11 protein-coding genes and 1 pseudogene are annotated in these 11,992 nt (G+C 65.8%); 8 read left to right on the top strand and 4 right to left on the bottom strand.

All coding sequences use genetic code 11. From position 1 onward, the window contains the following. Positions 1–120 precede the first annotated feature (120 nt). Both AC5STB_RS15275 and AC5STB_RS15270 read right to left on the bottom strand, forming a co-directional pair. Positions 121–966 carry a CE1 family esterase gene (locus tag AC5STB_RS15275; RefSeq protein WP_495443658.1) on the bottom strand — a complete coding sequence of 282 codons (846 nt, stop codon included), beginning with the start codon at positions 964–966 and terminating at the stop codon, positions 121–123. 13 nt (positions 967–979) lie between these two features. Beyond that, positions 980–1,453, bottom strand: coding sequence for a rhodanese-like domain-containing protein (locus AC5STB_RS15270; protein ID WP_495443657.1), 474 nt, complete (start codon positions 1,451–1,453; stop codon positions 980–982). Between the two features lie 281 nt (positions 1,454–1,734). Between AC5STB_RS15270 and AC5STB_RS15265 the strand changes: the two genes are divergently transcribed. The 7 genes from AC5STB_RS15265 to selD are packed head-to-tail and all read left to right on the top strand — an operon-like array spanning position 1,735 to position 9,856. After that, complete coding sequence (locus AC5STB_RS15265; RefSeq protein WP_495443656.1) at positions 1,735–4,596, top strand: monovalent cation/H+ antiporter subunit A; 2,862 nt, start codon at positions 1,735–1,737, stop codon at positions 4,594–4,596. Between the two features lie 2 nt (positions 4,597–4,598). Then, positions 4,599–4,952: a Na+/H+ antiporter subunit C gene (locus tag AC5STB_RS15260; RefSeq protein ID WP_495443655.1), complete on the top strand. Its 354-nt coding sequence runs from the start codon at positions 4,599–4,601 to the stop codon at positions 4,950–4,952. Continuing rightward, entirely contained in the window at positions 4,952–6,490 is a 1,539-nt protein-coding gene (locus AC5STB_RS15255) for a monovalent cation/H+ antiporter subunit D (protein ID WP_495443654.1), read from the top strand. Before AC5STB_RS15260 ends, AC5STB_RS15255 begins: the two co-directional genes overlap by 1 nt. Next, positions 6,487–6,984 (top strand): Na+/H+ antiporter subunit E, encoded by a 498-nt coding sequence (locus AC5STB_RS15250; protein ID WP_495443653.1) that lies wholly within the window; start codon positions 6,487–6,489, stop codon positions 6,982–6,984. Before AC5STB_RS15255 ends, AC5STB_RS15250 begins: the two co-directional genes overlap by 4 nt. After that, positions 6,981–7,250, top strand: a complete 270-nt coding sequence (locus AC5STB_RS15245; RefSeq protein WP_019295814.1) for a K+/H+ antiporter subunit F — start codon at positions 6,981–6,983, stop codon at positions 7,248–7,250. The genes AC5STB_RS15250 and AC5STB_RS15245 overlap by 4 nt, the downstream gene beginning before the upstream one ends. 9 nt (positions 7,251–7,259) lie before the next feature. Next, positions 7,260–7,661 carry a Na+/H+ antiporter subunit G gene (locus AC5STB_RS15240; protein ID WP_495443652.1) on the top strand — a complete coding sequence of 134 codons (402 nt, stop codon included), beginning with the start codon at positions 7,260–7,262 and terminating at the stop codon, positions 7,659–7,661. Positions 7,662–7,693: 32 nt separating this feature from the next. Next, positions 7,694–9,856, top strand: coding sequence for a selenide, water dikinase SelD (selD, locus tag AC5STB_RS15235; protein ID WP_495444612.1), 2,163 nt, complete (start codon positions 7,694–7,696; stop codon positions 9,854–9,856). Between the two features lie 91 nt (positions 9,857–9,947). Here the strand turns inward: selD and mnmH are convergent, their stop codons facing one another. Next, positions 9,948–11,000, bottom strand: a complete 1,053-nt coding sequence (gene mnmH / locus AC5STB_RS15230) for a tRNA 2-selenouridine(34) synthase MnmH (RefSeq protein WP_495443651.1) — start codon at positions 10,998–11,000, stop codon at positions 9,948–9,950. A gap of 164 nt (positions 11,001–11,164) precedes the next feature. On the opposite strand from mnmH, the gene AC5STB_RS15225 reads away from it, so the two are divergent. After that, positions 11,165–11,656, top strand: a complete 492-nt coding sequence (locus AC5STB_RS15225; RefSeq protein ID WP_495443650.1) for a MarR family winged helix-turn-helix transcriptional regulator — start codon at positions 11,165–11,167, stop codon at positions 11,654–11,656. 47 nt (positions 11,657–11,703) lie between these two features. Here the strand turns inward: AC5STB_RS15225 and AC5STB_RS15220 are convergent. Beyond that, positions 11,704–11,925, bottom strand: a pseudogene (locus AC5STB_RS15220) (SOS response-associated peptidase family protein); the annotation flags it as partial. Positions 11,926–11,992 lie beyond the last annotated feature (67 nt).

The following is an 11,992-nucleotide window of genomic DNA, read 5'->3' as shown; positions in this document are numbered from 1 at the left end:
GAACGCAACCGCAGCACGCCCGAAAGGGCGCGCTGCCTGGCCCAACGCTTTGCCGGAAATCTATGATTTACAGGCCAAAGGGGCGGGAGACCTCCGCCGCAGCCTGACGCCCGTCCTGCCTCAGCGAAGCGCGGGCTGATCCTCAAACCAATCCGCCATCAGGGCGGCCCAGCCCTTGGGCACCATATGGCCGCCGTCAAACAGCACCAGTTCGATCTCCGCACCCGGCCCGCAGTCCCAGCGGCGGCGCATCAGGCCCTCGGCGCTCCACGCCCTGTCCGGCGCGTGGGAGGCACAGTTATTGGCTTCCCGCCAGACCTCCAGCGCAGCAAAGACATCGCCCTGCTCGAACCGTCCGCCACCCAGGACACGGCCTTCCAGCGGCACCACCTCGTCACGCCAGCCATGCACCTGCAACAGCCGCACCGGCCCCTTGCAGTGCTCCGGCTGCGGCCGCCAGAACGCGCCCGAAACCGGCGCATAGCCCGCAAAGGCAGACGGATCGCGGCAAGCCAGGTAATGCACCATGAAAGCACCTGCTGAAAACCCGGCCAGAACCGTCTGCGACCTGGAGGTGCCGAACCGCTCCGCCGCATCCGCCAGCACCGCGGCAAAGAACGCGCCTTCGTCGCGGCCCTCATCAAACGGGCCGAACCCCCAGGACTGGGGACCGCTGCCGTCCCGCTTCAGCCCCTCGGGCGCGATCACCGCATAGCCGCGCTGCGTGAGCCCTTCAATCAGCCCGCTGTTGCGAAAAACGCTGCTGCCGCTGCCGCCATAGCCGTGCAGGAACATCACCACAGGAACAGCGCCTTCCGCAGCGTCCCGTTGCGGCAGAACAATATGATACTGCCCGGCCTCCACACTGCAGGCTGTCTGCTGCGCACCGCAGCCCGCCAACGCGGCGCTGCCCCAGACCGCTGCCAGCACAGCCGCTGCCGCCGCTGTGGTTTTAAGCGCGTTCATCGCCCCTCCCGCCTTATTCCGCCCACCGGGACACCGGCAGATTGCCCGCGATCCAGCCTGGTCCTGCGCCAGACCCCAGCATGCCCTCCGGCACGTCGATCACACTTGTATAGCCCGCACTGGCCAGCGCCAGCGTCATCCGCGCGGAACGCACACCGCGGGCGCAGATCAGCGCGACCGGTGCCGACCGGTCCGGCCCGGCCGCAGCCTGCAAGGCCTCAATGAAATCCGGACGCCGCATGTCGATCTGATGGCTGCCCGCAGGCACCCCGGAGGCGCGCCATTCCCGCGGGGTGCGGATGTCCACCAGGGTGACTTCCCCCGCCTGCGCCAGCGCAAAGGCCTGTGCCGCCGTCAGCCGCGGCTGGCCGTGTACCGGCGGCTGGCGGCGGTGCCACCAATAGCCATATCCCGCAGCCGCCGCAGCGCCGCCCAGCAGCATCAGCCGCCGCGTTGGCTTCGGGGCCTGCACCTTTGTTTCCGACATCCTTCCTCCGCTGATTGTTGCGCGCACCGGCCCGCTCGCCGGGCCTGCCCTCAGATCTAGCAGCACAGGCGCCGCCTATCACCAGAAACAGACCGAATCCGCCGGTCAAGTTCTTGTTATTGCGCGCCCGTTGACCAATTATGCCCGTAACAAGCGTATTCACTCCGCCTCTGGCTGCGGCATTAAGCCTGGATCAGGGGCGGCGGGGTGGCTGCGGGCAAAAAAATTGCTTAGCACTGGCCCAATAAAAACGACGCGCCAACCCGACAGGAGACTTGCACGTGTCCCTTTTCCTGATTGCGGCCCTGCCCTTTATCGGAGCCGTCTTTCCCGCGCTATTGATCCGCGCCGGGCGCAATGCTGCGGCTTCTGCCGCCGGGCTGACCACGCTGCTCGCCTTCATCGGGCTGATGCTGCATATCCCCGCCGTGTTCCGCGGCGAGACGGTGTTTGCCGCGGTGGACTGGCTGCCCGCGCTTGGCCTCAACGCGCATTTCTTCCTCGACGGCCTGGGCTTCCTGTTTGCCGCGATGATCCTCGGCATCGGCCTCTTGATCATCCTCTATGCCCGCTACTACCTGTCGCGCGAAGATCCGATGGGCCAGTTTTACAGCTACCTTCTGCTGTTCCAGGGTGCGATGGTCGGTATCGTTCTGTCCGATAACATCCTGCTGCTGCTGGTGTTCTGGGAACTCACCTCACTCAGTTCCTTCCTGCTGATCGGCTACTGGAGGCACCTGCCCGAAGGCCGCCAGGGCGCACGCATGGCACTGACCGTTACCGGCTCCGGCGGGCTGGCTATGATCGCGGGCATGCTGCTTTTGGGCCATATTGCGGGCTCCTACGACCTCAGCGTGATCCTGCAAAACAAAGAAGCAATCCAATCCTCGGACCTTTACCTGCCCGCGCTGATCCTGATCCTGCTGGGCGCCTTCACCAAGTCCGCGCAGTTCCCGTTCCATTTCTGGCTGCCGCACGCGATGGCCGCCCCGACGCCGGTCTCGGCCTATCTGCACTCTGCAACCATGGTGAAGGCCGGGCTGTTCCTGATGGCACGCCTCTGGCCGGTGCTGGCCGGCACGCCGGAATGGTTCTACATCGTCGCCACCACAGGGCTTGTCACCATGCTGGTCGGCGCGGTGATTGCCCTCTTTAAGGATGACCTCAAGGCGCTGTTGGCGTTCTCCACCGTCAGCCACCTTGGCCTGATCACCATGCTGCTGGGCTTTGGCACCAAGATCGCGGCGGTGGCGGCTGTCTTTCACATCATCAACCATGCCACCTTCAAGGCGGCGCTGTTTATGACCGCAGGCATCGTCGACCACGAGGCCGGCACCCGCGACATCAAGCGTCTTGGGGGCTTGCGCCACCTGATGCCGGTCACCTTCACCATCGGCGCGGTGGCCGCTCTGTCGATGGCGGGCATCCCGCCCCTCAACGGCTTCCTGTCCAAGGAAATGATGCTGGAGGAAACCGCCCACACCATCTGGAACGGGTCGCATCTGATCGTGCCCGCCCTCGCCACGGTGGCGGCGCTGTTCTCCGCCGCCTATTCCTTCCGCTTCATCGCCCATGTCTTCTTTGGCCCCAAACGCGACGATTACCCCGGCCACCCGCATGATCCGGGCACCGGCATGTGGATCGGTCCGGCGTTTCTGGTGCTTCTGGTGGTGCTGATCGGCCTCGCCTCGGCCAAGATTGCCGGGCCGATGGTCGCCACCGCCGCAGGCGCGGTGATCGGCGGTGAAAAACTGCCCTATTACTCGCTCAAGCTTTGGCACGGGCTGACGCCGGCGCTGTACATGTCGGCGGCGGCCACCATCGGCGGCCTGATCCTGCTGGCGCTGCACCGGCCGTTGCAGCGGGCGTGGAACGCAATGCCCCGGCCAGAGGCCAAGACCATTTTCGAGGCCCTGATCGGCGCGGCCACCCGGCTCAGCCAGTTCGTGACAGAGGGGCTGCACAACGGCGTCCTGACCCGCTACGCGGCAATTATGGTCACCTTCACTGTGGCGGTCGGCTATTTCGCCTATCGCGGCGGCACTCTGGGCGCTGAAACCCGCATGGTGCAGGACCCGGGCATCCTGCCGGTTACCGGCTGGTTCGCATTGGTGGTGGCAACCCTGTTCATCGTCGCCAAGCACCGGAACCGCCTGCTGGCGCTGGTGCTGATCGGTGTGGTGGGGCTGGTTGTCTCCCTGTCCTTCAACTACCTTTCGGCCCCCGACCTGGCGCTGACCCAGATCTCGGTGGAAGTGGTCACCATCATCCTGATGCTGCTGGCCCTGAATTTCATGCCCAAGGAAACGCCGGTGGAAACCCCCGTGCTCACCCGCCTGCGCGACGGTGCAATCTCGGTGGTGGCGGGCCTGGGTGCCGGCGGGCTGATCTATGCGCTCCTGATGCGCGACTTCGCCTTCCCCACCATCTCGGACTTCCACCTCGCCAATTCCTACAAGGGCGGCGGCGGCACCAATGTGGTGAACGTGATTCTGGTCGACTTCCGCGGCTATGACACCTTTGGCGAGATCATCGTGCTGGGCATCGCCGCCATGGTGATCTTTGCCCTGACCGAAACCGTCCTGAACAGCCGTGTGCGCGCCTATCTCCTGAACCGCAAACCCGACCTGCCGCAGGCGGGCGACGCCCACCCGCTGATGATGGTCGTTGCAACCCGGGTGATGATGCCGCTGGCGCTGATGGTGGCTGCCTACATTTTCTTCCGCGGCCACAACCTGCCGGGCGGCGGCTTCATCGCCGGGCTGGTCGCGGCGATCGCTATCATCATGCAATACATGGCCTCAGGCTTTGCCTGGGCGACCGAGCGGCAGCGCTACCCCTATCACGCCATCATCGGTTCCGGCGTGCTGATCGCCGCCGCCACCGGCATGGGCGCCTGGTTCAACGGCAAGCCCTTCCTGACCAGCGACTTCGGCTACCTGCACTGGCCGCCGCTGGAGGAGTTCGAATGGGCCACCGCCGCGCTCTTTGACCTCGGCGTCTTCCTGGCCGTCGTCGGCGCGGTGCTGCTGGCGCTCGAAAGCCTGTCGCGCTTTGCCTGGCAGCCGGGGATGAGCACCGAACACGCAATGGACATCAACCCGGCACGCGACGAAGCGGCCAAGACCGGGACGGAGGGATAAGCATGGAACTTCTCGTTGCCTCGGCCGTGGGCATTCTGACGGCGGCCGGCATCTACCTGATCCTGCGCCGCCGCAGCTTCCCGGTGATCCTGGGCCTGTCGCTCCTGACCTATGCGGTCAATGTATTCCTGTTTGCCACCGGCAGGCTGGTCACCGGCGCACCGCCGATCCTGAACAAATACGAAGAGGTCGCCTATACCGACCCGCTGCCGCAGGCCTTGGTGCTGACCGCCATCGTGATCTCCTTCGGCATGACCGCCGTGGTGGTGATGATCGCGCTGGGAGCGTATCTGTCGTCCCGCGATGACCGCACTGCCATGCCCGTCGAAGCCGACGGCGCAGAGGAGGACGCATGATGGAACACCTTCTGATTGCGCCAGTGGTGCTGCCTGCCCTTGTTGCGCCCTTCATCATCATGGTGCTGCGCCACCACCTGGACTTGCAGCGGATCTTCTCGCTGGCCAGCGCGGTGCTGCTGGCAGGTGTCACACTGACCCTGGCCGCACAGGCCGCAGACGGCACCGTCAAGGTCTATGAGCTGGGCGACTGGCCCGCGCCCTTTGGCATCGTGCTGGTGCTGGACCGGCTGTCGGCGATGATGATCGTGCTCACGTCCCTCTTGGCGCTGCCGGTTCTGCTTTATGCCATCGGTTCCGGCTGGGACACCCGCGGCAGCAACTTCCACGCGCTGTTCCAGTTCCAGCTGATGGGCATCATGGGCGCCTTCCTGACCGGCGACGCCTTCAACCTGTTTGTCTTCTTCGAGGTGCTGCTGATTGCCTCTTATGGCCTGATGATCCACTCCGGCGGCACCCGCCGGTTTCAGGCCGGGGTGCAGTATGTGGTGTTCAACCTCCTCGGCTCCACCCTGTTCCTGTTTGCGCTCGGCACGCTCTATGCGGTGACCGGCACGCTGAACATGGCCGACCTCGCCGTAAAGGTCGCCCAGATCCCGGCAGAGGACACGGCGCTCCTGCGCGTCGGCGCGGTGATGCTGCTTCTGGTGTTTGCCATCAAGGCATCCCTCCTGCCGCTGCATTTCTGGCTGCCTTCGGCCTATGCCAACGCGCCAATGCCGGTGGCCGCGCTGTTCGCCATCATGACCAAGGTCGGCGCCTATTCGATCCTGCGCATCTACACGCTGGTCTTCGGGCCTGAGGTCGAGGCCACAGCCGGCCTCACCGAAAGCTGGCTGCTGCCCGCTGCTCTCCTGACCCTTGGCGCAGGTGCCATCGGCGTTCTTGGCTCCAAGAAGCTTGGCCGTCTGGCCGCCTTCGGCGCCATCGCCTCCATGGGCACGCTCTTGATCGCCATTTCGCTGTTCACCCAGACCGCCGCCGCGGCTGCGCTCTACTACCTGGTGCATTCCACCCTCGCCGCTGCCCTGCTGTTCCTGGTCGCCGATCTGGTGATGGAGCGTCAGGGCCAGTGGATCCTGCCGCAGCTGCCAATGCCGCAGACCGGGCTGATTTCGGCGCTGTTCTTTGCTGCCGCCATCGCGCTGGCGGGCATGCCGCCGCTGTCGGGTTTCCTGGGCAAACTGCTGGTGCTGGACGCCACCCGCGGCGCTGCTCTGGCGCCCTGGATCTGGGGCGTGATCCTGCTGGGCTCGCTCATCACCATCATCGGCATGGCCCGCGCAGGCTCGCTGCTGTTCTGGAAGGGCCACGGGCTGGAGCCTGAAGAACCCGCCACCATCGAGGAACCGCCCGTGGGCACCCTGCCCGCCAGACCGGCACCGCTGCCCTTCGTGGCCTGCTTCGGCCTCCTTGGCGGTCTGGTGGCGCTCACCGTGTTTGCAGGCCCCGCCACCCGCTATGCAGAGGCGACGGCAGCGCAGCTCTATGCGCCTTCGGCCTATATCGACACAGTTCTGGGGAGGACTGCAGAATGAAAATCGTCTGGCGCCTGTTCCCGCACCCGCTGCTAACCCTTCTACTGACCCTCACCTGGCTATTGATGGTAAACCGCTGGTCGCTGAACTCGCTGCTCTTCGGCTTCATGCTGGGGGTGGTGATCCCCTTCGTGACCCAGCCCTACTGGCCCAACCGGCCCCGGCTGCAGCACCCGCTGAAGATCGCGGAGTACATCCTGGTGGTGCTGCTGGACATCGTGCAGGCCAATATCATCGTCGCCCGCATCGTGCTGTTCAAACCCAACGCCGACCGCCGACCGAACTGGATCACCATCCCGCTGGACCTGAAAACGCCCGAAGCGATCACCGCCCTTGCAGGCACCATCACCATGACCCCCGGCACCCTGTCGGCGGATGTCTCGGATGAGGGCCACGCCCTGCTGGTCCACTGCCTCGATGCCCCCAACCCCGACGCGGTGCGGGATGAGATCAAACAGCGCTACGAGCGCCGGCTGATGGAGATTTTCGAATGATCGAAAGCGCCGCAACCTTCGCCTTTGCCTGCTTTGCGCTTGCCATGCTGATGAACCTCTGGAAGGTCGTCACCGCCCCCGATGTGGCCGACCGCATCCTGGCGCTCGACACCATGTTCATCAACGCCATCGCCCTGATGGTGCTCTACGGCATGGCACTGGGGACCGAGATTTTCTTTGAGGCCGCGATGATCATCGCCATGCTCGGCTTTGTCTCAACCGTGGCCTACGCGCGCTTTATCCTGCGCGGCAACATCATCGAGTGAGGCAGACATATGGAAACCCTGTTTGAATTCCTCGTTGCCGCCTTCCTGGTGATTGCCGGGATCTTCGGCATTGTCGGCTCCTTCGGCCTGATCAAGCTGAACGACCCGATGTCGCGCCTGCATGCGCCGACCAAGGCCACTACTCTCGGCGTCGGCGGCGTGCTGCTCGCCTCGATGCTGCACGCCGCCGCGTTTGAGAAGTACTTCTCCTACCATGAGCTGATGATCACCCTTTTCCTGTTCCTCACCGCTCCGATCACGGCCAATTTCATTGCCAAGGTTCATATCCACCGGCAGGAAACCCGCGACACCATGCCCGAGGCCGGCGGCGACGATCACTGGGCCACCCATGACACGCCCGAGGATGAGGAACGCCGCCACGCGTCCCAAACCCCGCCCGCCGAAGACTGAAACGCACTGCACTCAGGAAGGCATAAACCGTGATCGACACCTCCCGCCTGCCGCTGACCCGTGACCTGGTGCTGGTGGGCGGCGGCCACACCCACGCGCTGATGCTGCGCAAATGGGGGATGAAACCCCTGCCCGGCGCCCGGCTGACCATCATCAACCCAGGCCCCACTGCGCCCTATTCCGGCATGCTGCCGGGTTTTGTCGCAGGCCACTACGGGCGCGAGGAGCTGGACATCGACCTGGTCCGCCTCGCCCGTTTTGCCGGGGCCCGCGTGGTTCTGGGCGCGGCTGAACATATCGACACCGCAGCCCGGCTGGTGCATGTGCCGGACCGCCCGCCGATTGCCTATGACGTCGCCTCCATCGACATCGGCATCACCTCCGCCATGCCGGATCTGCCGGGCTTTGCAGACCACGGCATCCCCGCGAAACCCCTCGGCCGCTTCGCCGCCCGCTGGGCCGCCTTCCGCGAAAACGACGGCCCCGCCCATGTCGCGGTGATCGGCGGCGGCGTTGCTGGGGTGGAGCTGATCCTCGCCATGGCCTATGCGCTGCGCGCCCGCGGCCGCCTCGCCCAGGCAACACTGATTGACAGCGACGAGGCATTGCGCGCAATTGGCACAAAGGCGCGCCAGACCCTGTGCCGCGCCCTGGTGGAACACGGTGTGCGGCTGGAGGAAAACGCCAGAATCGAACGCATTGATGACGGCTACATCACGCTGCAGGACGGCCGCGAGATCCTGTCGGACTTCACCACCGGCGCCGCCGGCGCCCGCCCTTATGACTGGCTGGCGGACAGCGGCCTGGACCTGCAGGACGGCTTTATCCGCGTCGGCGAAACCCTGCAAAGCTCCGCCGCCAATGTCTTTGCCGCCGGCGACTGCGCCCATATGGCGTTTGCCCCGCGCCCCAAGGCGGGCGTCTATGCCGTTAGGCAATCGCCGGTGCTCTATCACAACCTCCGCGCCCTGCTGACCGGCGATCCCCAGCGCAAATACCGTCCGCAGAAGGATTATCTGAAACTGATCTCCATGGGCTCCAAGGAGGCGCTTGGCGAACGTTTCGGCACCACTCTCTCAGGCCCGCTGATGTGGACCTGGAAAGACCGCATCGACCAGGCCTTCATGGACAAGTTCCGCGACCTTCCCGCCATGGACCCGCCGGACCTCCCCGCCGAGCACACCCTCGATATGGTGCAGGCACTGGGGGACAAACCCATGTGCGGCGGCTGCGGCGCCAAGGTCGGGCGCGACGCGCTGCTTGGCACGCTCGCAGGGCTTGGCAGCACGGACCGCAAGGACATAACGCCCTTGCCCGGCGATGACGCGGCGCTGCTGATAACCGGCAACACTAAACAGGTGATCAGCACCGACCATTTACGCAGCTTCACCAACGACCCGGTATTGATGACCCGCATCGCCGCCGTCCACGCGCTCGGCGACATCTGGGCAATGGGGGCAGATCCGCAGGCCGCCACCGCCAACCTGATCCTGCCGCGCATGTCGCCCGAATTGCAGGCCCGCACCCTGCAGGAAATCATGCGCGCCGCCTCGGAGGTCATGCAACAGGCCGGTGCCGCCATCGTTGGCGGCCATACCTCGCTGGGGGATGAGCTGACCATCGGCTTCACCGTCACCGGCCTCTGCCCCCGCCCCGCCATCACCCTTGCCGGCGCCAAACCCGGCGATGCGCTGATCCTGACCAAGCCCCTCGGCTCCGGCGTTCTGATGGCAGCGGAGATGGCCGGCGAAGCCAAGGGAGACTGGGTGGCGGCTGCGCTGGAGCAGATGAGCCAGCCGCAGGGCGCCGCCGCCCGCATCCTGCAGGACGCCCATGCGATGACCGATGTGACCGGCTTTGGCCTGCTCGGCCATCTCCTTGGCATTTGCGAGGCGTCCGGCACAGGGGCAGAGCTGTCCGCCCGCAAGATCCCATTGATGCAGGGTGCCGCAGAGCTTGCCGACCGCGGCATCCGCTCCTCGCTGTTCCCCGCGAATCAGGCCGCCCTGCCCGAGCTCCGCACCACCGGCTGGCAGGACCTGCTGTTCGACCCGCAAACTGCCGGCGGCCTGCTGGCAGCGGTTGCCGCAGATCAGGCTGATGAGGTGCTGGAGCAGCTCACGGCTTCCGGATATCCCGCAGCCAAAATCGGCAAGGTTACAGGAGCTATCGGTACGATCACACTCAGCGCCTGACCCGCTGCGCGCCAGCGCAGCGCCGCGCCCAACGGGAGCGGGGCATCGCAGATGCACCAGCGACGGGCGGGAGATCCCCGCACCGTCCGCCTCAAAGCCTGGTCATAATTTCCGCAACCTGCGCCGCGGCGGCATCCAGTCCGGTCTCATCCAGCGCCCCGGCAGCGACTGTGGCGGCGACCTCAGCCCCGATGGCCGCGCGGGATTTGCGGTAAGCAGGGTCGTAGTGCTGCGCCATCAGCGCCTCGGTCAGCCCCGCCTTGTCTCCAGCCTCGATGCTGGCAAACCAGCCGTCCACCACCGCGCCGGACCGATGGGCGCGCAGCGGACCCAGCTTGTCCCGCAGCTGCTCCGCGTCCGACAGGATATCGTCATAGGCCGCCACCAGATACCGGCAGCGCGCCGCAACCGGCACCTGCAGTTCAATCCGCGGCGCCTGCTTCATCGCGTCCCAGACCGACGGCGGAATGATCCGCTGGCCGATCTTGCTCGATTCCGCCTCCACCAGCACCGGGCGGGCCGGGTCCAGTTTCATCAGTGCGCCCGCCAGGGCCGATTCAAACCCCTTCTGCGCGGGCTGCGGTGTCGGCATGTCCCCCAGAAGCGAGCCGCGGTGATTGGCCAGCCCCTCCAGGTCCAGCACCTGCACGCCCAGCTGCCCGGCCCGTTTCAGCACCTCGGTCTTAGCCGAACCGGTGTAGCCGTCCAGCGCCACCAGCCGGTGCGGCAGCGCGGTCTGATACAGCGCCGCGTTCACCAGCCGCCGGTAGCTCTGATAGCCGCCCTCCACCACCTCGGCGCGCCAGCCGATCTGCTGCAGCATCCAGGTGAACGACCCCGACCGCTGGCCGCCGCGCCAGCAGTAGACCAGCGGCTTCCAGCCGCCCTCGTGATGGCTCAGGCTCTGTTCAATGTGGTTCGCGGCATTGCGGAACACCAGCGCCGCCCCCAGCTTGCGCGCCTTAAAGGGGCTCTCTTGCACATAGATGGTGCCGACCTGCGCCCGCTCCTCGTTGTTCAGCACCGGCAGGCTGATGGCGCCGGGCACATGGTCCTCGGCATGTTCCGCCGGGCTGCGCACGTCGATCACAGTATCGAATCCGTGGGCATAGAACTCTTGCAGGGAGGTGAATGTCAGCGCCATGGCCCATGCCTACCGCGCCCTATGCGCAAGGAAAAGCCGCAATAGCCCTGTTTGCGGCAATATTACTTGCGCGCAATGCGCACGGGGCGCTAAGGCAAACCTTGCAAACAGACCTGCCCGGGCAGACGCCCCGGCGCACTTCAACCGGCAAGGACCGAAAGGCCATGATCAGCGACCCTTTGGACATCCACACCCTGCCCGGCCACCTGATCCGGCGGCTGCACCAGATCTCCGTGGCCCGGTTCATGGACCATATGGCAGCAGAAGGCACCGACCTTACCCCGGTGCAGTTTTCCGCCATGGCCGCCATCCGCCGCCACCCCGGCATCGACCAGGCCTCGGTTGCGGGTCTCATCGCCTATGACCGCGCCACCCTGGGCAAGGTGGTGGACCGGCTGGTCGACAAGGGGCTGGTGGAGCGCCGCGTCTCCCAGGCCGACCGCCGCGCCCGCGAGGTCAGCCTGACCCGGGATGGCGCGGCGCTGCTGGACCGCATTCTGCCCATCGTGCGGGAGTCCCAGCCCGGCATTCTCACGGGCCTCACCGCGGCGGAGCAGGAGACCTTTGTGGCCCTGCTGAAAAAGGCGACCCTGGCCGGAAACGATCTCAGCCGCGCTCCACAGCGCGACCTGCCCGTCCGCCACGCCGCCGAGTAACCCTCAGATCAGCCGCCGCGCGGGATACCATCCTGCCCGAACGGCGCGATCAGCAGCGGTCCGGCGCTCTCGCCCTTGTACCAATGCGGCAGGCCCCCCCAGCGCATGGCGGCCAGCTGCCGCCCCGTATCGCCTGCCTGCACTACATGCACCGGATTGGCCGGGCAGACGTTGTCATCCGGCACCTTGGGCAGATCATTCGCAGGCTGCGCCGCAAACAGCTGCGCCATTGCATCCGTGGGCAGGGTTATGGCAAATCGTCCGCACATGCTGATTTCCAACCCAGCCCCGGGCCGGCTTGCAAAGCGTCCCTTGGCCACCGTATTTCAGCCGCCC

The organism is Leisingera sp. CC-HEC093, from assembly GCF_059429195.1.
The sequence above is the reverse complement of the archived record's forward strand: the minus strand, read 5'-3'. Positions and strand labels throughout refer to the sequence as shown.

Bases quoted from the DNA above. Each gene is read 5' to 3' on its own strand.
- AC5STB_RS15275 (WP_495443658.1), bottom strand. From the start codon at position 966: ATGAACGCGCTTAAAACCACAGCGGCGGCAGCGGCTGTGCTGGCAGCG.
- AC5STB_RS15270 (WP_495443657.1), bottom strand. From the start codon at position 1,453: ATGTCGGAAACAAAGGTGCAGGCCCCGAAGCCAACGCGGCGGCTGATG.
- AC5STB_RS15260 (WP_495443655.1), top strand. From the start codon at position 4,599: ATGGAACTTCTCGTTGCCTCGGCCGTGGGCATTCTGACGGCGGCCGGC.
- AC5STB_RS15255 (WP_495443654.1), top strand. From the start codon at position 4,952: ATGGAACACCTTCTGATTGCGCCAGTGGTGCTGCCTGCCCTTGTTGCG.
- AC5STB_RS15250 (WP_495443653.1), top strand. From the start codon at position 6,487: ATGAAAATCGTCTGGCGCCTGTTCCCGCACCCGCTGCTAACCCTTCTA.
- AC5STB_RS15245 (WP_019295814.1), top strand. From the start codon at position 6,981: ATGATCGAAAGCGCCGCAACCTTCGCCTTTGCCTGCTTTGCGCTTGCC.
- AC5STB_RS15240 (WP_495443652.1), top strand. From the start codon at position 7,260: ATGGAAACCCTGTTTGAATTCCTCGTTGCCGCCTTCCTGGTGATTGCC.
- mnmH (WP_495443651.1), bottom strand. From the start codon at position 11,000: ATGGCGCTGACATTCACCTCCCTGCAAGAGTTCTATGCCCACGGATTC.
- AC5STB_RS15225 (WP_495443650.1), top strand. From the start codon at position 11,165: ATGATCAGCGACCCTTTGGACATCCACACCCTGCCCGGCCACCTGATC.